This is a genomic window from Undibacterium sp. WLHG33, assembly GCF_049544815.1.
Classification (GTDB): domain Bacteria; phylum Pseudomonadota; class Gammaproteobacteria; order Burkholderiales; family Burkholderiaceae_D; genus Undibacterium.
Map to the genome: position 1 here is coordinate 3,518,116 of NZ_CP186697.1, position 19,209 is coordinate 3,537,324.

A 19,209-nucleotide genomic window follows, 5' to 3' on the forward strand; every position below is an offset into this window, starting at 1 on the left:
ACCGGAATCCAAATAATGACAATCCTAGAATCCAAACTGAACCCACGTTCTGATGATTACAAAGCCAATGCCGCTGCAATGCAGGTGGTGGTGGATGATCTGAAAGCTAAAATAGAAAAAATAGCGTTGGGTGGCGGAGACGAAGCGCGCAGCAAACATCTGGCGCGCGGTAAATTGTTGCCGCGTGATCGTGTGCAAATGCTGCTGGATGCAGGCACGCCGTTTCTGGAATTTTCCCAGCTTGCGGCCTATGACATGTACAAGGAAAAAAATGGCAATGATGCGGCACCGTCGGCAGGCGTGATTACCGGTATCGGTCGTGTCGCCGGTCAGGAATGCGTGATCGTTTGTAACGATGCGACCGTTAAAGGCGGTACCTATTATCCGATGACCGTCAAAAAACATCTGCGCGCACAGGAGATTGCTGAGCAAAATAATCTGCCCTGCATTTATCTGGTCGATAGCGGTGGTGCGAATCTGCCGAATCAGGATGATGTGTTCCCGGATCGCGATCACTTCGGTCGCATTTTCTACAATCAGGCAACGATGTCGGCCAAAGGCATTCCGCAAATCGCGGTGGTGATGGGGTCCTGTACTGCTGGCGGCGCGTATGTACCGGCGATGAGTGATGAATCCATTATCGTTAAAAATCAGGGCACGATTTTCCTCGGCGGCCCGCCATTGGTAAAAGCCGCAACGGGTGAAGTCGTCAGCGCCGAAGACCTCGGCGGTGGCGATGTGCATACGCGTTTATCCGGCGTGGTCGATCATCTGGCGCAGAACGATACGCATGCGTTGTCGCTGGCGCGCACCATTGTCTCGAATCTGAACCGTCAGAAGCCACAGACCGTGGTGCTGAAAGCAGTCGAAGAACCGAAGTATCCGGCCAGTGAATTGTATGGCGTGATTCCGGTCGATACGCGCAAGCCTTTCGATGTGCGCGAAGTGATTGCGCGGATCGTCGATGGCAGCCATTTCGACGAATTTAAAGCGCGCTATGGCACGACCTTAGTCTGCGGCTTTGCACATATTCACGGCATGCCGGTCGGCATCATTGCAAACAATGGCATTTTGTTTTCTGAGTCTGCATTGAAAGGCACGCACTTCATCGAACTGTGCTGCCAGCGCAAAATTCCGCTGGTGTTTTTGCAGAACATTACTGGCTTTATGGTCGGGCGCAAATATGAAAACGAAGGCATTGCACGTAACGGCGCGAAGATGGTGACGGCCGTAGCGACAGCGAATGTACCGAAGTTTACTGTCATTATCGGCGGTAGTTTTGGTGCCGGTAATTACGGTATGTGCGGCCGCGCTTTCTCGCCGCGCTTCATGTGGATGTGGCCTAACGCACGTATCAGCGTGATGGGCGGCGAACAGGCCGCCAGTGTGTTGGCGACCGTGAAACGCGATGGCATCGAAAGCAAAGGCGGCAGCTGGAGTGCCGACGAAGAAGCCGCATTCAAGCAACCGATCAAAGAGCAATACGAACATCAGGGGCATCCGTATTACGCCTCCGCCCGTTTATGGGATGACGGTGTGATCGACCCTGCCGATACCCGCATGGTGTTGGGGTTGGGCTTGAGTGCCGCGCTGAATGCGCCGATTCCGGATCTGAAGTTTGGGTTATTCAGGATGTAATGATCATGAGACGCGGTGATTTTATTTGCGGATTTGCATTAATGCTGTTGTGGGTGTCTGCGTTCACACCCGCGCATGCACAGGCACAGAATGCCGATACGTTGGCTGCTGCACCAGCTGCCGCAACGGCAAAGCTGGCAAAAGATTTAAATGAATCGGTCAGCGCAATTGATGTTACGGTGAAGGATCTGTATGGCCGTTCCATTACAGGCAAAGTCGTCATCACGCAATTTAAGCCCGATGGCGATGGACCTTTTCCAATTCTGATTTTAAATCATGGGCGCAGTGCGACGAACCGTGCCGAACCGCCGCGTTTTCGCTATACCCAGCAAGTCCGTTATTTTGTTCGGCGGGGATTCGCGGTATTTGAACCGACCCGTATCGGTTATGGCGAAATGGGCACTGATCCTGATCCCGAAGACAGTGGCGCATGTAACCGGAAGAATTACGCACCGATGGCAGAAGCGGCCAGTACCGAAATTCTGGCGGTAATCGACCATGCGCGTCAGCAAAAATTTGTTGATCCCAGCCGTCTGGTGATCGTCGGTCAGTCGGTCGGTGGTTACAGCACAGTCGCAACGACGGCGAAGAATCCGCCTGGCTTAGTTGCCGCGATTAATTTTGCCGGTGGTTCCGGTGGTGATCCTGTCGGTCATCCGGGTGAGCCTTGCGAAGGACATAAACTCGAAAAAATGTATGCGACTTTCGGACAGACCAGCAAAGCACCTATGCTCTGGATTTACACCGAAAACGATCAGTATTTTTCACCGCGTTACAGCCAGGCATGGCATGCCGCATTTGTAAAAGCCGGTGGCAAGGCCGAGTTCAGATTAATGTCGCCGTTCGCGAAAGATGGCCACAGCCTCTTTTCGTCGGGGATAAAAATCTGGGAGCCGCTGGTCAGCGAATTTTTAGATGCCAATGGCTTCCGTCAATAATCAAAAAATAATTGCAGAATATAAGAGACATGCACAATGACAGTTAATAATGATTCCCTGCAAACGCTGACCGTTCACGTAGATCAGCGAGTTGCCACCGTGACCCTGAATCGTCCCGATGTGCGCAATGCGTTCAATGAAACTACGATAGCGGAAATCACGCAGGTGTTTCAGGCACTCGATGCGGACGCGGCTGTGCGTGCGATTGTGCTGGCAGCGAATGGCCCGGCGTTTTGTGCCGGTGCTGATCTGAACTGGATGAAGAAGATGGCGGATTACACGCATGCCGAAAATCTTGCCGATGCTGCTCAGCTGGCAGCGATGCTGGCGGCGATTTACCGTTGCAGCAAGCCGGTGGTCGCTAAAGTGCAGGGCGATTGCTATGCCGGTGGCATGGGGCTGGTGGCCGCATGTGATATTGCGGTCAGTGTGGATAGCGCAAATTACTGCCTCAGTGAAGTGAAGCTCGGCCTGATTCCGGCGACGATTTCGCCGTATGTGATCAAGGCCATGGGCGAGAGCGCGGCGCGGCGTTATTTCATCACAGCCGAACGTTTCAGTGCGACAGAGGCGCATCGTACCGGCTTCGTGCATGAAGTGGTGAGCGCTGACATGCTCGATAGCAAAGTGGCAGAGATCGTCAAGGCGCTGGTATCGAACAGCCCGCATGCCGTGCGTCAGGCCAAGCGCCTGGTACAGGACGTCGCCAGCCGTGAGCTGACGCCGGAACTGATCGCGGCGACGGTGGAAGGCATTGCGCAGATACGCGCGTCTGATGAAGGGCGCGAGGGCGTGCGTTCTTTCCTGGAAAAACGCAAACCGGAGTGGTTAGTATGAAAAAGCGCACCTTATTGACGGGGGCCGTCGCAGTGACGGCGCTGGCAGCAGCAGGTCTGGCGACGTACCGCAAATCGACCGTAGAAATCACATCGGTAGAGCGTATGCTGACCCTGTTAGACAGCCTGAAGTCACGGCAGTTAGCCGCCAAAAGCGGCTGGTCGCCGTACAAGGTGTTTGTGCATCTGGCGCAGAGCATACAGTATTCGATGAGCGGCTATCCTGAATTGAAATCAGAAGTATTTCAGCACACGGCGGGCAGCGCGGCTTTTTACGCATTCTCAGTTGCCGGTGCGATGCGCCACAATCTGACCGAGCCTATTCCCGGCGCCCCGGCTATTGCTGACGAGGGCAATGTGAATGAGGCGATTGATCTGGTGATCACTGCCTTGCAGCAGTTTCAGGCATATCGTGGTCAGCTGCAACCGCACTTCGCGTATGGCTTGCTGAGTAAGACGGAATTTGCGCATGCCCATGTGATGCATATTGAAAACCATCTGCTCGAAATGCAGACTTGATAATGCGCCTTGGGCATCGCATTGCGGCAATCCTTGTAGCCGAGACTTTCTTCGTTGAATGTGTGGTTATCCTGCAGGAATAACATGGTTTTTTTAAAAACTTTCAATACAGATGCTCAGTATTTATGCGGCTTGCGAAATTAAATTAGCTGGAAATGCCCGTAAAATGTGCGGGTTTTAAAAGTAGTCTGGAGCAAGTTTGAATTTCAATACACAAAATGAATGGGTCGCACGCAGCCTGCAACATGTCTGGCATCCGTGTACCCAGATGCAGCACCATGAAACGGTGCCCCTGATTCCGGTCAGTCACGGGCGCGGTGCATGGCTGTACGATATGGATGGCAAGCGTTATCTCGATGCCATCAGCTCATGGTGGGTGAATCTGTTTGGTCACGCCAATCCACGCATTAATGCCGCACTCAAGGATCAGCTTGATCAGTTAGAACATGCAATGCTGGCCGGTTTTACGCATACGCCGGTCATAGAATTATCAGAAAAATTAGCCGCGTTAACCAGCCATCAACTTGGTCATTGCTTTTACGCTTCCGATGGTGCATCGGCGGTCGAAATTGCGCTGAAGATGAGTTTCCATTCGTGGCGTAACCGCGGCCAAACTGATAAGCAGGAGTTTATCTGCATCCAAGGCAGCTATCACGGTGAAACCGTCGGTGCGCTGGCAGTCACGGATGTCAGCCTGTTCCGCGAAGCCTATGGCCCCATGCTGCAACGGGCACATGTGGTCGCTTCGCCGGATGCACGTCTGGCGCAGGCAGGCGAAACGGCGACCGATGTCGCTTTGCGTGCTGCAGCTGATCTGGAACGTGTGTTGCAGCAGCGCGAAGGCAAGATCGCCGCAGTGATTATCGAGCCGCTGGTGCAATGCGCGACTGGCATGGCGATGCATGATCCTGTGTATCTGCGGCGTCTGCGCGAATTGTGTGATCAGTATCAGGTGCATCTGATCGCTGATGAAATTGCGGTCGGTTGTGGCCGCAGCGGCACTTTCTTCGCCTGTGAATCGGCGCAGATCTGGCCTGATTTTTTATGTCTGTCGAAAGGCATCAGCGGCGGCTATCTGCCCCTGAGTCTGGTGATGACGACCGATGCGGTCTATCAGTCATTTTACGATGCCGATGTACGGCGTGGCTTTTTGCACTCGCATTCGTACACCGGCAATCCGCTGGCCTGCCGTGCGGCACTGGCGACGCTGGCGATTTTTGAAGAGGACGATGTGCTGGCGCAGAATCGCCGTAAAGCACAGATGTTTGCCGATGCATTTGCACCATTGCGCGATGATCCGCGTGTGCGGCACGTCCGCCAGCAAGGGATGATTTTTGCGTTTGATGCGATTGTCGATGATGCTGAAAAAGCCGCGACATTTTCGCGCCGTTTTTTCAGCGCCGCCTTGCAGCAGGAATTATTGATGCGCCCGATAGGGCGCAGTGTCTATCTGATGCCACCGTATATTCTGAGCGATGATGAAATCGCTTTGCTGGCACAGAAGACCATGAAAGTATTTGAAGAGGTTATGGCATGAGCGGTATGAGTGGTAATCAAAGTAATCAAGCGAATGACAAGAGCGGCAATCTGCGGATTGCTGCTGCCAGAATGCCGCTGTTGCAAACCTTGCGTGATGATCTCGATGCGCTGGAAGCACAGCATCTGATCCGTCGTCGCCGCACCGTAGAAACGCCATGCGCGCCGAATGTGCGTGCCGATGGTAAAGACTACGTCGCCTTTTGCAGCAACGATTATCTGGGGCTGGCTGCGCATCCACTGGTAATGCAGGCTTTGCAAAAAGGTGTCAGTCTGTATGGCGCAGGCAGCGGTGCATCGCATCTGATCAGCGGTCACAGTCGCGCGCATGCGAATCTGGAACAGAAGCTCGCAGAATTCATGACACCGAATATCGATCAGGCGCGTGCTTTGTATTTCTGCACCGGTTACATGGCGAATCAGGCCGTGATCACTGCGCTGGCAGGCAAAGATGCTGCCGTGTTTTCAGAAGAACTGAACCACGCTTCGCTGATTGACGGTGTGCGTTTGTCGCGTGCCGCAACCCAGGTGTTCGCGCACCGCGATTACGCCGCGCTGGAAGCCATGCTGAAAAATTGCACAAGCAAAAAACGTATCGTCGTCACCGACAGCGTTTTCAGTATGGATGGCAATATCGCCGATATTCCTGCCTTGCTGGCTTTATGCGAACAATATGATGCGTGGCTGATTGTCGATGATGCGCATGGCTTCGGTGTGTTGGGTGAACATGGTCGCGGTGTGCTGGAACATTTCAATCTGCGCTCACCGAATCTGGTCTATATGGGGACGCTGGGTAAAGCTGCCGGTGTCGGTGGAGCGTTTGTCGCCGCGCATGAAACCGTGATCGAATGGCTGATACAAAAAGCCCGTGCCTATATTTTCACCACTGCTGCGGCGCCTGCGCTGGCGCATGCACTGCTGACCAGCATCGATATTATTGCCGGTGAAGAAGGGCAGCAAAGACGCGCACATCTGAACAAGCTCATACACATGTTCCGCCACGGTCAGGACTTAAAAGTCTGGCACGGCATGCCGTCTGACACCGCGATTCAACCGGTGGTTATCGGCAAAAATGATGCGATGCTGGCCGTTGCCGGCAATCTGCTGGATCAGGGTTACTGGGTAGGGGCGATACGTCCACCAACGGTACCGCTCGATACAGCGCGTCTGCGCGTGACCTTGTCTGCCGCCCATACGGAAGTGCAGGTACTGCAATTAGTGCAGGCGATTAACCGTCTGGATCAGATACATTATGTGGCGCAGTGTTTTGCGGAGGTGGCCTGATGTCCGCGTTGCGTCCGCATGATTATTTTGTGACCGGTACTGACACCGAAATTGGCAAGACCCTGGTCAGCAGCGCGTTGCTGCTGGCTTTGTCACGACGCGGCACGCGTAGTTTGGGGATGAAACCTATCGCGGCTGGTGCAGTATTACAAGATGGCGTCTGGCATAACGAGGATGTTGATAGCTTGGTGCAGGCGTCCGACGTGAAAGCACCGCAACACATCGTTTGTCCGTATCTGATGCAGACACCGGCAGCGCCGCACATCGTGGCGCAACGCGAACAGATCGATATTTCGCTGCCGCAGATTGTGGATGCATATCAACAGGCGATGCAGCTCGCTGATGCCGTGATCGTTGAAGGCGTTGGTGGTTTCTGCGTACCGCTGGATGAGCGCCATGACACCGCAGACATGGCGCAGGTATTGAATCTGCCAGTGATTATGGTGGTTGGTATACGCCTCGGTTGTATCAATCATGCGCTGCTGACGGCGCAAGCAATCGCCGCCCGTGGTTTTCGACTGGCGGGCTGGGTTGCAAATATTGTCGATACGCAGATGTTGTATCCCGACGAAAATATCGCCGCCCTGCGTGATCGTTTATCCGCACCGCTGCTGGGAAGTATTCCGCGTCTGAACCTTGAGGATACGCAGAAGGCACATGCTGCCGCTGCATATCTTGATCTGAATTTTTTGAAGTAAAGGAAGTTTTATGCAAGCCAATGACACTCAGCAACACGCCGTACAGTTTCAAGCGCCCGTCAAAAAAATCGAAGCCGAAACCTGGCCGGTTGATGAGGTGCTGGCGCTGTTTGATTTGCCATTCAACGATCTGATGTTCAAAGCACAGACCGCGCATCGCGCCAATTTCCCGGATGGTGATGTCGAGCTGGCGACGCTGCTGTCGATCAAGACCGGCGGCTGCGAAGAAGATTGTGGCTATTGTCCGCAAGCCGCGCGTTACGATACCGGCGTGGAAGCGAAAAAAATGCTGGATGTACGCGAAGTGCTGGATGCTGCCAAAGCGGCGCGTGAAAACGGCGCGACCCGTTTCTGCATGGGCGCAGCATGGCGCTCACCAAAAGACCGCGACATGGAAAAAGTCGAAACCATGGTGCGTGAAGTCAAAGCCATGGGTCTGGAAACCTGCGCCACGCTCGGCATGCTGAAAGAAGAACAGGCACAACGTCTGGCGGCTGCCGGTCTTGATTACTACAACCACAATCTGGATACCGCACCGGAGTTTTACAGCAATGTGATTTCCACCCGCGAATATCAGGATAGGCTTGATACGCTGGGTCATGTGCGCACCGCTGGCCTGAAAGTCTGCTGCGGCGGTATCGTCGGTATGGGCGAATCTCGGCGTCAGCGTGCGGGCTTAATCGCGCAACTGGCGAATCTGAATCCGTATCCGGAATCAGTACCGGTCAATCATCTCGTGCAGGTCGAAGGTACGCCTTTGCACGGGCTGGATCCGCTGGATCCGCTCGAGTTCATCCGCACGATTGCGGTTGCCCGTATCACCATGCCGAAAGCGCGTGTCCGTTTGTCCGCAGGTCGCCGTCAGATGGGCGAAGCGGTGCAGGCGATGTGTTTCCTGGCTGGCGCGAATTCGATTTTTTACGGCGATAAATTGCTGACGACAGAAAATCCGGAAGCCGCGGATGATCGCGTCTTGCTGGATAAATTAGGTTTGAAAACCCGTGGCAAAGTCGAAGCAAAAGCGGGTAGCTGCAGTTAAATCATTTAAAAAATACAGCCGATACACGCCGTACGCCATGCTCCCGCCTGTCTGACAGGCTTGTATCTGCTACTCCAAAAAATAAGGACAACGAGACATGTTCACCAAAATCCTGATCGCCAATCGTGGCGAAATCGCCTGCCGTGTCGCTGCTACTGCACGCCGCATGGGTATCAAAACCGTCGCCGTTTATTCGGAAGCGGACGCCAATGCCAAGCATGTGGCGGTTTGCGACGAAGCCGTGCTGATCGGTCCGGCTACCGCCAAAGAAAGCTATCTGTGTGCTGACAAAATTATTGCAGTGGCTTTAGCGACGGGTGCACAGGCGATCCATCCGGGTTATGGTTTCTTGTCTGAAAACAGTGAATTTGCCGAAGCCTGCGCTAAAAACGGCATTGCTTTTATCGGCCCGCCAGCCTCTGCGATCGAAGCAATGGGCAGCAAATCGGCAGCAAAATCGCTAATGGAAAAAGCCAATGTGCCGCTGGTGCCCGGCTATCACGGCGACAATCAGGATGCCGATTTTTTGCAGAACGAAGCTGATCGCATCGGTTATCCGGTCTTGCTGAAAGCCAGTGCCGGTGGTGGTGGCAAAGGCATGCGCGTGATTGAACACAGCAAGGATTTCAAAGAAGCGCTGGCGTCCTGCAAACGCGAAGCGATCAATTCTTTTGGCGACGATAAAGTACTGGCAGAAAAATATCTGCAACGTCCGCGTCATATCGAGATTCAGGTGTTTGCCGATACGCATGGCAATTGCGTATATCTGTTTGAACGCGATTGCTCGGTACAGCGTCGTCATCAGAAAGTATTGGAAGAAGCGCCGGCACCCGGCATGACGCCGGAACGCCGCGCCGCAATGGGCGAAGCCGCTGTCGCCGCAGCCAAAGCGGTGGGTTATGTCGGCGCGGGCACGGTCGAGTTCATTGCTAACCAGGATGGTTCTTTCTATTTCATGGAAATGAATACGCGCTTGCAGGTAGAACATCCGGTCACAGAAATGATCACCGGCACCGATCTGGTGGAATGGCAATTGCGTGTCGCAGCAGGCGAAGCCTTGCCATTGCAACAGGAACAATTGCAGATACACGGCCATGCGATAGAAGCGCGCGTGTATGCGGAAAATCCTGAAAAAGGTTTCCTGCCATCGATAGGCACTTTGCGTCATGCGCGCACTCCGGCAGCCGTGAATTTTGAACTCGGCGGCAGCGCAGAGCCAGCAGGTTTCCGCATCGACAGCGGCGTGCGCGAAGGCGATACGATTTCGCCGTTTTATGATCCTATGATCGCCAAAATGATCGTCTGGGGCAAAGACCGTACCGAAGCACTGGCACGGATGGCGCAGGCCTTGTCGCAATACCAGATCGTCGGTTTGTCATCGAATATCGCCTTCCTGTCGCGCCTGATCGCCAGCGACGCCTTTGCCAATGCCGATCTTGATACTGGCCTGATTGCGCGTAACGAAGCACAACTTTTTCCTCCAGCGCGGCCAGCATCTGAGGATGTGATTGCACTGGCGGTGGTGTCTCTGTTGCTGTCTGAAAAATCCGGCGGCAGTGACCCGTGGCAGAGCAGCCACGGCTGGCGCATGAACAGCCTGATGCAGCGCAGCTTGCAGTTCGCTGAAGAACATCACCAGCACAGTGTGCAGCTCACGTATCTGGCTGATGGCTGGACATTACGCACCGACAGTGGCGCGGTTGATGTCCGGCTCGCGTCTGTCAGTGGTAGCGGCAGCAGCGATCTGGTACTGAAAATCGCAGACCGCACCGTCAGCGGCACCGTCGTGCGCGATGGCGAACACTTCCACGTGTTCAGCCAGGGCGTGCATACCGATCTGCATTACAGCGATGCACTTGCCCATGCCGGTGAAACCGAAGCCGAAGGCGGCCGCCTGACCGCACCGATGCCGGGCAAGATCGTCGCCGTGTTAGTTGCGAAAGCTCAGGAAGTCAAAAAAGGCGATGCGCTGCTGATTATGGAAGCCATGAAAATGGAACACACGATTTCCGCTCCGCACGATGGCGTGATCGACGACGTGTTGTATGCGATCGGCGATCAGGTCAGCGAAGGCGCACAATTGCTGGCGTTTGCGCAGTAAGAACGACGATAGAATTTGCAGTCAGAACCCTTCGCCCGCGCGCGGGAGAAGGGCAAGGATGAGGGTGCTGAATTAGCCGTGGAATGATCAACGGCATTGCCCTCACCCCAACCCCTCTCCTACCAGTGGGCGAGGGGAGAGTATTTGCTGTAGGCGCAGAATGACTAGCGTTGATGCAGTAAGGCAGTAAGCGCGAAGATAGAATAAGCAGTCAGAACCCTTCGCCCGCGCGCGGGAGAAGGGCAGGGATGAGGGCGCTGAATTAGCCGTGGAATGATCAACGGCATTGCCCTCACCCCCAGCCCCTCTCCCGCGAGCGGGTGAGGGGAGTAAAAAGCAGCCCTCTTTCGAAATCGGGCGAGGGAAGCACACTGCAAAACAAAGCAAACTTTACCGACAGATAGTGCCGTTGAGAGTGAACAATATGCCTGACCTCTTTCCTCGTCATCCCAGCGTTGTGCCGGAAGATTTAAAGCGCTATGCCAGGGCAATGCGAACGTCGATGCCGGATGCTGAGGCCTTGTTGTGGAGTTTGTTACGCAACCGCCGGCTGGCGAATGCCAAGTTCCGGCGGCAACATGTGATTGCGCCTTACATCGTTGATTTTTATTGTGCAGAACACAGGCTGGTGATCGAACTCGATGGCGGGCAGCATAGCGAACAGCAAAACTACGATCAGCGGCGCGATGCATTTTTAGAACAGAAAAATATCACGGTGCTCCGTTTCTGGAATCATCAGATGCTCAATGAAACAGAAGCCGTGCTGGAAGAAATTTACCGTATTTGTGTCAACCGCGATCACGCCTGCAATGCGCGTATCGCCTAAGGAATAAGCATGACTCTACTCTCTGTCAATATCAACAAAATCGCCTTACTGCGCAATTCGCGCGGTCGCAATTATCCTGATGTCGATGCGTTTGCTGCGCGTTTTCTCGATCTTGGCGCAGCGGGCATCACTTTGCATCCGCGTCAGGATCAACGCCATGCGCGTTATTCTGATGTCGAAAGTCTGGGGCAGTTGTGCCAGCAGCGCGGTGCAGAATTGAACGTCGAAGGTTACCCGGCAGCGGAATTCATGGAAGTCGTCTATCGCTATCGCCCCGCGCAATGCACGCTGGTGCCGGATGCGCCGGATCAGCTGACTTCCGATCACGGCTGGGACATGCGCAAAGATGCCACCTTGTTACAGCCAGTGCTGGCGGGCTTAAAAGCCGCTGGCATACGCAGCAGCTTGTTTGTCGATGCCGGTATCAGCGATGCCGATCTGGCGCTGGCAAAACAAATGGGTGCCGACCGCGTCGAGTTATATACCGAGCCGTATGCCGAAACCTATGGCACACCAAAAAACGATGCGGTGCTGCAGACCTTTGCCGACACTGCTTTGCGTGCACAACGCGCCGGTCTGGGTGTGAATGCCGGGCATGATCTGAACCTGCAAAACCTCGGCAAATTTTTGCAGATCAAAGACATACTCGAAGTCTCTATCGGTCATGCCGTGATCGTTGAAAGCCTGGAACAAGGCATGGACAATGTCACACGCCAGTATCTCGACATCATCCGCACCGCAGCGCAGGCATAAGCACACGCATAAGCCATCCACAGACTATGCAGGCAAGGGAAAACAGATGAACACATCACTACCGCAACAAGTCAAAATCGTTGAAGTCGGGCCGCGTGACGGCCTGCAAAACGAAAAAGAAAGCATCCCCGCCGACATTAAAATCGAACTCGTCAATCGCCTCACCGCTGCCGGTTTTGTGAACATCGAAGCCGCCTCTTTTGTCTCGCCCAAATGGGTGCCGCAGATGGCCACGTCTGCCGAAGTCATGGCAGGCATCAGCCGCAAACCCGGCGTGATTTATTCGGTGCTGACGCCGAATATGAAAGGCTTTGAAGCCGCGCTCGCTGCCGGTGCTGATGAAGTCGTGATTTTCAGCTCCGCTTCCGAAGCCTTTGCGCAAAAAAATATCAATTGCTCGATAGAAGAATCGATAGAACGTTTCCGCGATGTCGCGCTGGCGGCCAAGCAAAATAACATCCGTTTGCGCGGCTCCATCAGTTGCGCTTTCGGTTGCCCGTATCAGGGCGAAGTCGCACCTGCCAGCGTCACCGATGTCGTCCGCCGCCTGCGCGATCTGGGCTGCGATGAAATCGACATCGCCGACACCATCGGCGTCGGCACTGCGCGCCAGGTGCAACACGTGATGCAACTCGTCGCACAAGAATTTCCGCTGCACAGTTTATCCGGCCATTTTCATGACACCTACGGCCAGGCGCTGGCGAATATTTACGCCAGTCTGGAAGTCGGCATCAGTATCTTCCATTCCAGCGTCGCTGGCCTCGGCGGCTGCCCTTACGCCAAAGGCGCCACCGGCAACGTCGCCACCGAAGACGTGCTGTTCCTGATGCAGGGATTAGGCATCCAAACAGGCATTGACCTGAATGCCGTGGTCGACGCCGGACAATTCATCTCCACCCACCTCGGCCGCAAAGCCGTCAGCCGCGCAGGCAATGCGATTGCGGCAAAACGGGCGGGGTGAAGCAGTGAGGGGGCTGATGAGGAGTGAGGAAATCAGCGGTGTTCAAACCGCTGGAAAGTGGTGGCGGATAGCGTAATCGTTTGCTGCGTTTTCTCCGATGCTGGCGCTGGTTTATGCACCAACCGTCATACGCCGCTTTGCTAAGGAGTCGTCTAACACGAACACCAGCGAACGGCTTGAGTGTCTGATCCATGAGAGGCTCAACGCCCAAGGTAAGCGACGTCCGCTTGACCGCCTAGTTAGGCAGTGACGGGTTATCCGAGTGCCTCAAGGCGTTGCTGTAGACGTGTTTGCAATTGTGTAAGACCTTCGCCATTGTTGAGGTACTGGACATAACGAAGATGCCGAAGATCAAATGGAATGTCTTCCGCGCTCTGAGTGATAAGTATTACTTCACGTCCGAGCGTGTGAGCAATACCAGCCTCATAAAAAACGTTGGGATTTCGGCCCGTGCAGTCACAGATGACAATCCGAGATTTATCGATCAGAGAAACAACATCTTGAATGACGGCTGGGTTTTCCCAGATGTCGTCAGCCCTACGGCACCGCAGGCCACAAGCAGCAGCCACTCTCTGTAACGCTTCATACACCGGAGTGAAGTTGGGGTGGAATGGCATCATGGCCGATATGAGCGTGGGCTCGATGGACTCGGGGTCTTGCAATTGAAAGACGGTCGGCCGACTCCTGCGGGGCTGGAGGTTCCGAAGAAGCGAGCGGAATAGGTCGGCTGATTTCACTGACCAATGCGTCCGGCTGAACTGGAAATCCGTAATTTCCAGCTCAGCCGCAAAGGTTTGAAAATGGCGATTGGTGAGAGGTGGAATTCCTGGATCGTAGATGTATTCAAGAACGAGTTCGCGATTAACTAAGTGTCCAGCAACCAGACGCCCGACTCGCGCCACTTGATCTCCACGCCCACTGGTCTCTTCGACAAATACGGTCGGCAGTTGCATAAGTGCCGCCAAATCTAAGACGCCATTTGGTTGGAATCGAGTCTGTAGATCAGCGTCTGTGTACTCGAACACGCGGCTGCTAGGGAATCTGTCTTGGTCGTCGGCCCACGCATTGCCTTTAACTATGAGGCTGAACATTGCTACTCCTGCTTATTCGGTGTTTGTGTTTGTCGCCTGCGAGCGGATTTCTTGCGGCCTAACGCTTAAGTTAAGCCGCGCCGCGAAGCGGCATCGGCTTGAATGAATTGTTAGAACGGACCATAAGCCGCCTTGATTAGATCGACTATTGCATTGGCCTCTTGCTGAGACAGGGTGATCTTGCTGTCTCGATGAGAGAGAACCACCTTGCCTTCATACTGAAAGAAGCCTGCATTCGGGTCAGTGTTGATTGACTTGGCGTAGTCGATAGCGACTTGTCGCGGAATGCCAATAGTCCATCCGGATATCACATAGAGACCGTGCTCGTTAGCGGAAGCAAGCACGTTGTCTATGTTGCGAGGGAATTCGATTTCATGTGCCACAGGACACCTCTTGTTGTGAGTTCTAACGTGAAAGTGAGGGGCAGCCGGAGCGGGAAGCGCGGAGGGCACCAACAAGCGCAGCTTGTTGGTTGTCCCGCTCGACTGCAGAGTTAGGCATTGTTACCAGGTGCTTTGCGTACGTTTAGTAGCAAGGCATTTTTAACTTTTATCCATTTGTTCTGTTCAAACTGAACGTCCGCAAATCCAAATGATATAGGCCCTTTTGTACCTTTTTTAAACTTTTCCTCCTTCTTTTTAGTGTAGATATCTCTAACCTCTTTTGAGGTTAAAACATGATAACTTGGGGTGCTGGCGCCAATCTCTGCAATTTGCGCTCGACTAGGGTCTGTTGACGTTTGAACGTAAGCCTTTGAAAAAGAAAGGCAAACTCGTATTGTTAAGGTTTTCACACCGATCCAACACGAGTTTGCCATGCCCCGATTACTGCTCACAATTGGCGTATGGCCTTAAATCGTTTTATGATTGAGTTTGGTGATCGCATTCAAAAATACGATCACTGACTTGTTCCGTGGCATTTACACAGAAATTCTTACAGGCTCCAGGGATGGTATTGATCGGAGTATGTTTATGTTCTGATTCTTTTGTCTACCGCATTTCTCAGATTCTAACTTGAACCTTTCCTTGTGAATCTCTGGTTAAGTCTTCCGTGATTGACGCTGCGTCATCTCAATCATATCGGGTCGTCACAGACCCGATATACGCATTTCTGCAATTACTGCAATTTACGACGATACAATATAAATAATTCATCTTTGTCGGCAGCCCTGTGTCCTTTCCAGACAGATTCCCATTGTTCCGGATCAAGATGGGCGGGCATGACGGCTGAGGCAGATTGTTTTCGGCTATTCTGAATCATCAGATAACCACAGTCGTGATCTGAAAATCCGGCAAATTGAATTTTTCCGAAATAAGCAAAAGCGCTTCTCTGCGAGGGGCCTATATACCCATCAATACAGTATGATTTGTTTGGTAGTTGCTGGGCAAGATCTTCTGCAACACTGGCATAAGTTATCCTGTGATTTATCCAGGGCAGCCATAATGTCAGCAGTAATAGCCAGCATAAAATAAGCCCGCCGCTTGACAGCACAACCGCTCGCCAGAGAACCGATGGTTGCCGCGAAATACGCCAGTAAACAAGCAAAAACCACGCAAGCGTTGCAATCGATGCAAGTGCAAATACGAATGGATTGAAGCTGGCTTCAAAGCCGGGTGCGAGTCTCAGAATTTTCTCGCCCAACTTTTCAGGAAAGCCGGTTTGTTCTGCTATCCAGCCCAGCCAGATGAAGCCGGCAGTACCGGTGAGCACTGTCACGGCAAACCAGTCTACGGCGTTGATGGCACTGCGTTTCATTGTAGGCAGGCCGAATGCAGCGAGAATCGCTATCGGTGGCAGCAGAGGTAATAATAAGCTTTCTTCTGAGTTTTGACTCATCAAGGCCAGAACGATAAATCCAATCAGGAATGCTGAGGGTAGCGCTATATGTAACGCCCTTTCTTGTCTGCGCCATGCATAAATAGCCCATGCAGCAAAAGGCCAGGCCGGCCACGCAAACCAGATGCTGTATTTGAAAAAGTAACTGATACTGTCGAGGCTGGGCCAATTAATCTGGCGGTAATTCCACAACATCCAGGCGGGGATTGGGCTGCTGTCGTAGGGATGGTTGATTTTTATTGCGAGCAGCCAAATTGCCACCGGAATTAAGGCAACAGGTAACCCCAAAAAAATAAACTTGATATGCTGAGCTTGTTGACGATAGACACACAATGCGATCAATACCAGAAATAGGGTCGCAGGCAGTACCCATCCTTTTGTCAGGACAAGCAGACCGAGGCCTAGTCCCAGTTGTGCACTGAGAGAAATTTTCGGCTTATCGAGCAGGCGGACGCAAACATACAGAGTGAATGCCACCAGTGAAATTTGCAATGTTTCAGCACCGGTTTCATGGCTGCGTACCAGCAAACCAAGACATCCCAGGTAGATCAGTAAAGCACCGTCTGCAAGTGTCCGCCCGAAATCTTTAGGGTCGGGTTGACCGCCAAAAGCGAGTTTGAGTGGTTGGGCTTCTGCTCGGCGCCCAAGCAGATAGGTTGCATACCAGACCGAAACTGATCCTAGTAAAAAGAAAAAACCGGTTGATAGCCGCGCTGCCATCGGGTCGCCAAGAATACCGCCGAACAATTTGATGCAGATGGCGCCCAGCCAGAACGCTAACGGTCCTTTTTCTGCCATGGGTAACCCAACAATGTGTGGCCACAACCAGTCGGAAAGCGTGCCCTGTGCCATTGTCCACATGATGCCGAAACTTGTCGCATCATCGCCTTTCCAGGGGTCTCGTCCAATCAGGCCTGGCAGGATATAGAGCAAACAGAGTGCCAGGATTCCCCAGCGGGGAAGGGCAATTGTGGCAGAGGCAGGAAGACGAACTGGCTTCATAGCTTTAAGTGTGGGTGGAAAGCGTGCTTATTGTAAGGAAAGAAGAAGTAAAAAAGGCAGCCTGAGCTGCCTTTTTTATTTAAATCATTGCACGAATTAGTTAGCAACAGAAGTCTTGGAACCAACGCTGCCGAACTTTTTACGGAATTTGTCAACGCGACCAGCTGTATCAACGATTTTATGCTTACCAGTGTAGAACGGATGGGATTCTGCGGAAACCTCAATTTTCACCAGTGGGTATTCTTTGCCTTCAAATTCAGCAGTATCTTTAGTGCTGATAGTTGAACGTGTGATGAATTTGAAATCGTTAGAAACGTCGTGGAACAACACTTCACGATAGTTTGGGTGGATGCCTTCTTTCATGCTTGCCTCAATATAAAGTTTGGTAGCCAATAAGCACTTCGTCGGTCGGCTTGCTTCTTGACCCGATTGCGTATCACTTGCCAGAGTTAAAGTAATCATGGATCTTGCGCGTGCAAAATACCAAGCCCGCGATTATACAATAGGATTGGTAATTGATGCCACACGGCTTGTTTCACAATGTTTGCCCGATGACACATTCAGATACTGTTTGCAGATTTCTGCATTGTATTGATCCGGATGATCAGGCTGTTTTAGTTTCGATGTACGGAGACAGCAGTTAAAATTCAGCATTATTGAATGACATGAGAAAAAATATGGCGGCAAGCTATGCAGGGATGAACGCAATGTTGCACACGATTGAAGTGGCTGGCGTCGTGGCTTTTGCCTGTTCCGGATTTATAGAGGCCAGGCGTAAGCGTATGGATCCTGTCGGCGTATTCACAGTAGCCTTCATTACCGCATTTGGAGGTGGAACCCTGCGTGATTTATTACTTGATCGCCGGCCGTTATTTTGGGTCGAAAATCAGGAATATCCTATATTGATTTTCCTGCTGGCTTTGATCGCGACACCTTTATTCCGTCATTTGCGCCATGCTGTGACTGAAAGTGTGATTGAGTGGGCCGATGCTCTGGGGCTGGGATTATTCAGTGTAACAGGTACCTCGCTGGCACTGGAATTGAATATGCCGGCTTTTGTCTGCGCCATGATGGGAGTGATCACCGGTATCTTTGGTGGCGTGCTGCGGGACGTACTCTGTAACGAGATTCCCATGGTATTCCGGCGTGGTCAGTTGTATGCCACCTGTGCTTTCACAGGCTGCTGGGTTTATCTGGGGATGACATACTTTCAGTTCAACGATGCCGCCGCTTTGTTTGCCGGCATCATCAGCACTTTCACGCTGAGGATGTTAGCAGTGAAGTTTGACCTGAAGTTGCCAGCCTGAGCAAGCTGGTAGCGGATGTGTCTTGAGTTGTCCTGCGCTCAGGTTGTCGCACGATTTTTTTTGAGTGGCGGGCGTGTCAGCAGGCCGCTTAAAAACATATCCACCATATCTTCTGCATGTGTATTGATACAATAGGCATCGGTGTCTTCCAGCCATTCACTGATGAGTCCGACCAGAAAGCTGTGATTCGCATGCATCGCAATCCATGTATCGGTTTCTGCTGGTAACTGGCCGGAAGCCACAGCGTTGTTGATAATGATCTGTACTTTATTCAGGCATTCGGTGCGCTTTTCTTTTTCAGTTTCGAAGTAAGGAAGTTCAGCATTACGCTCACTGCGATGAAAAATAATCTCGAATACCTTACGCTGACGGGGGTCGCTGGAAACGAGTTTCAGAAAATGTACGTTCAGCTGTCGCAACGCTGCAATCGGATCTTTCTGGGGCGCATCACTGATTTCGTTTAATAAAGCTTCCATCGGCAGGAAAGCGCGGTCGCACATGGCCTGGAACAGCGCGTTTTTATCTTTGAAGTGCCAATAAATCGCGCCACGCGTCATTCCTGCTGCACATGCAACATCATTCAGCGTTGTGTTGGTGACGCCTTTGGTGGAGAAGACATCTTCCGCAGCATCTAACAGTGCCGTATAGGTTTCCTGAGCTTCTTCTTTCGTCTTTCTTGCCATGATTTTCCTTACTGCTTACCAAGTGCATGTCTTTGAGTTACGAAGGCAACCCGAAGCGCTGATATCACTTTGCTGATACGTTTTTCTCTCTCGCGTTTGGTCGGCATCTTAAGAGGGGTAAACAAATATCGCAATACCAGAATGACTCTATTTAAACGAAG

Annotated in this window: 19 protein-coding genes; 13 read left to right on the top strand and 6 right to left on the bottom strand. The window is 52.6% G+C overall.

The genetic code is table 11. The features are described 5' to 3' along the window. Positions 1-15 precede the first annotated feature (15 nt). The 12 genes from ACOTSW_RS15850 to ACOTSW_RS15905 all read left to right on the top strand — a co-directional run bounded on the left by ACOTSW_RS15850 (position 16) and on the right by ACOTSW_RS15905 (position 13,129). Positions 16-1,638: a carboxyl transferase domain-containing protein gene (locus tag ACOTSW_RS15850; RefSeq protein WP_423680047.1), complete on the top strand. Its 1,623-nt coding sequence runs from the start codon at positions 16-18 to the stop codon at positions 1,636-1,638. A gap of 5 nt (positions 1,639-1,643) precedes the next feature. Continuing rightward, entirely contained in the window at positions 1,644-2,576 is a 933-nt protein-coding gene (locus tag ACOTSW_RS15855) for a dienelactone hydrolase family protein (protein ID WP_423680048.1), read from the top strand. A gap of 36 nt (positions 2,577-2,612) precedes the next feature. Then, a complete protein-coding gene (locus tag ACOTSW_RS15860; protein WP_423680049.1) occupies positions 2,613-3,413 on the top strand; it encodes an enoyl-CoA hydratase/isomerase family protein in 801 nt (266 codons plus the stop codon). Beyond that, the gene (locus tag ACOTSW_RS15865; RefSeq protein WP_423680050.1) at positions 3,410-3,931 is read left to right on the top strand and encodes a DUF1569 domain-containing protein; all 522 of its coding nucleotides are present in this window, start codon (positions 3,410-3,412) and stop codon (positions 3,929-3,931) included. The genes ACOTSW_RS15860 and ACOTSW_RS15865 overlap by 4 nt, the downstream gene beginning before the upstream one ends. Before the next feature lie 199 nt (positions 3,932-4,130). Continuing rightward, positions 4,131-5,468: an adenosylmethionine--8-amino-7-oxononanoate transaminase gene (bioA, locus tag ACOTSW_RS15870; protein WP_423680051.1), complete on the top strand. Its 1,338-nt coding sequence runs from the start codon at positions 4,131-4,133 to the stop codon at positions 5,466-5,468. A 71-nt stretch (positions 5,469-5,539) separates the two neighbouring features. Further along, complete coding sequence (gene bioF / locus ACOTSW_RS15875; protein WP_423682347.1) at positions 5,540-6,751, top strand: 8-amino-7-oxononanoate synthase; 1,212 nt, start codon at positions 5,540-5,542, stop codon at positions 6,749-6,751. Further along, positions 6,751-7,449, top strand: coding sequence for a dethiobiotin synthase (gene bioD / locus ACOTSW_RS15880; RefSeq protein WP_423680052.1), 699 nt, complete (start codon positions 6,751-6,753; stop codon positions 7,447-7,449). The genes bioF and bioD overlap by 1 nt, the downstream gene beginning before the upstream one ends. Positions 7,450-7,459: 10 nt before the next feature. Continuing rightward, positions 7,460-8,488: a biotin synthase BioB gene (gene bioB / locus ACOTSW_RS15885; protein ID WP_423680053.1), complete on the top strand. Its 1,029-nt coding sequence runs from the start codon at positions 7,460-7,462 to the stop codon at positions 8,486-8,488. A gap of 97 nt (positions 8,489-8,585) precedes the next feature. Then, positions 8,586-10,589 carry an acetyl/propionyl/methylcrotonyl-CoA carboxylase subunit alpha gene (locus ACOTSW_RS15890; RefSeq protein WP_423680055.1) on the top strand — a complete coding sequence of 668 codons (2,004 nt, stop codon included), beginning with the start codon at positions 8,586-8,588 and terminating at the stop codon, positions 10,587-10,589. Between the two features lie 424 nt (positions 10,590-11,013). Beyond that, positions 11,014-11,415: an endonuclease domain-containing protein gene (locus ACOTSW_RS15895; RefSeq protein ID WP_423680056.1), complete on the top strand. Its 402-nt coding sequence runs from the start codon at positions 11,014-11,016 to the stop codon at positions 11,413-11,415. 9 nt (positions 11,416-11,424) lie between these two features. Beyond that, positions 11,425-12,168, top strand: coding sequence for a pyridoxine 5'-phosphate synthase (locus tag ACOTSW_RS15900; protein WP_423680057.1), 744 nt, complete (start codon positions 11,425-11,427; stop codon positions 12,166-12,168). A gap of 46 nt (positions 12,169-12,214) precedes the next feature. Continuing rightward, a complete protein-coding gene (locus tag ACOTSW_RS15905) occupies positions 12,215-13,129 on the top strand; it encodes a hydroxymethylglutaryl-CoA lyase (protein ID WP_423680058.1) in 915 nt (304 codons plus the stop codon). A gap of 254 nt (positions 13,130-13,383) precedes the next feature. Here ACOTSW_RS15905 and ACOTSW_RS15910 read toward each other — a convergent pair whose 3' ends face one another. The 5 genes from ACOTSW_RS15910 to ACOTSW_RS15930 form a co-directional block, all read right to left on the bottom strand. After that, positions 13,384-14,220 (bottom strand): hypothetical protein, encoded by an 837-nt coding sequence (locus ACOTSW_RS15910; protein ID WP_423680059.1) that lies wholly within the window; start codon positions 14,218-14,220, stop codon positions 13,384-13,386. A 110-nt stretch (positions 14,221-14,330) separates the two neighbouring features. Beyond that, complete coding sequence (locus ACOTSW_RS15915) at positions 14,331-14,603, bottom strand: hypothetical protein (RefSeq protein WP_423680060.1); 273 nt, start codon at positions 14,601-14,603, stop codon at positions 14,331-14,333. 110 nt (positions 14,604-14,713) lie between these two features. Continuing rightward, positions 14,714-15,013: a hypothetical protein gene (locus ACOTSW_RS15920; protein WP_423680061.1), complete on the bottom strand. Its 300-nt coding sequence runs from the start codon at positions 15,011-15,013 to the stop codon at positions 14,714-14,716. A 323-nt stretch (positions 15,014-15,336) separates the two neighbouring features. Beyond that, a complete protein-coding gene (locus ACOTSW_RS15925; protein ID WP_423680062.1) occupies positions 15,337-17,058 on the bottom strand; it encodes an ArnT family glycosyltransferase in 1,722 nt (573 codons plus the stop codon). A gap of 96 nt (positions 17,059-17,154) precedes the next feature. Continuing rightward, the gene (locus ACOTSW_RS15930; RefSeq protein ID WP_423680063.1) at positions 17,155-17,421 is read right to left on the bottom strand and encodes a type B 50S ribosomal protein L31; all 267 of its coding nucleotides are present in this window, start codon (positions 17,419-17,421) and stop codon (positions 17,155-17,157) included. Between the two features lie 314 nt (positions 17,422-17,735). Between ACOTSW_RS15930 and ACOTSW_RS15935 the strand changes: the two genes are divergently transcribed. Then, positions 17,736-18,365 carry a trimeric intracellular cation channel family protein gene (locus tag ACOTSW_RS15935; protein ID WP_423680064.1) on the top strand — a complete coding sequence of 210 codons (630 nt, stop codon included), beginning with the start codon at positions 17,736-17,738 and terminating at the stop codon, positions 18,363-18,365. Between the two features lie 38 nt (positions 18,366-18,403). On the opposite strand, the gene ACOTSW_RS15940 is transcribed toward ACOTSW_RS15935, so the two are convergent. Next, complete coding sequence (locus ACOTSW_RS15940; protein ID WP_423680065.1) at positions 18,404-19,048, bottom strand: TetR family transcriptional regulator; 645 nt, start codon at positions 19,046-19,048, stop codon at positions 18,404-18,406. Positions 19,049-19,209 lie beyond the last annotated feature (161 nt).